Origin of the sequence: Polynucleobacter sp. JS-Polo-80-F4 (assembly GCF_018881965.1) — a bacterium.
GTDB lineage: Bacteria > Pseudomonadota > Gammaproteobacteria > Burkholderiales > Burkholderiaceae > Polynucleobacter.
Genome location: NZ_JACVPI010000007.1, coordinates 1 through 285 on the forward strand (window position 1 = coordinate 1; position 285 = coordinate 285).

General features: G+C 51.9%; 1 pseudogene. It reads right to left on the bottom strand.

Going from position 1 to position 285, the window contains the following annotated elements:
• A pseudogene (locus tag ICN20_RS10210) lies at nucleotides 1-285 on the bottom strand (hypothetical protein); the annotation flags it as partial.

Below are 285 nucleotides of genomic sequence, written 5' to 3' on the forward strand. Positions count from 1 at the left end.
TGATCAGATCAATGGGATCTAAGAGCCATGTGCCTGCTTTGCCATTGGTTGCGCTGGTATTAATTTGGGCAGTGGGAGCTAGCGCCACAGTTCCCTTGGAACTGGTCTCAATAAAGCCGCCATTACCGGAGAGGATGCCACCCATCGATTTAAGGATACCGGCAACGGTGGTTTTTACTTCAGACCAGATGGCAATGGCTCCGCCATTGCCGGCACTGGTTGATGAGGTATCGATGAGCGCGTTCTCTTCGATGGTGACCGTTTGGGCTAGCTGGTTTTTACTGG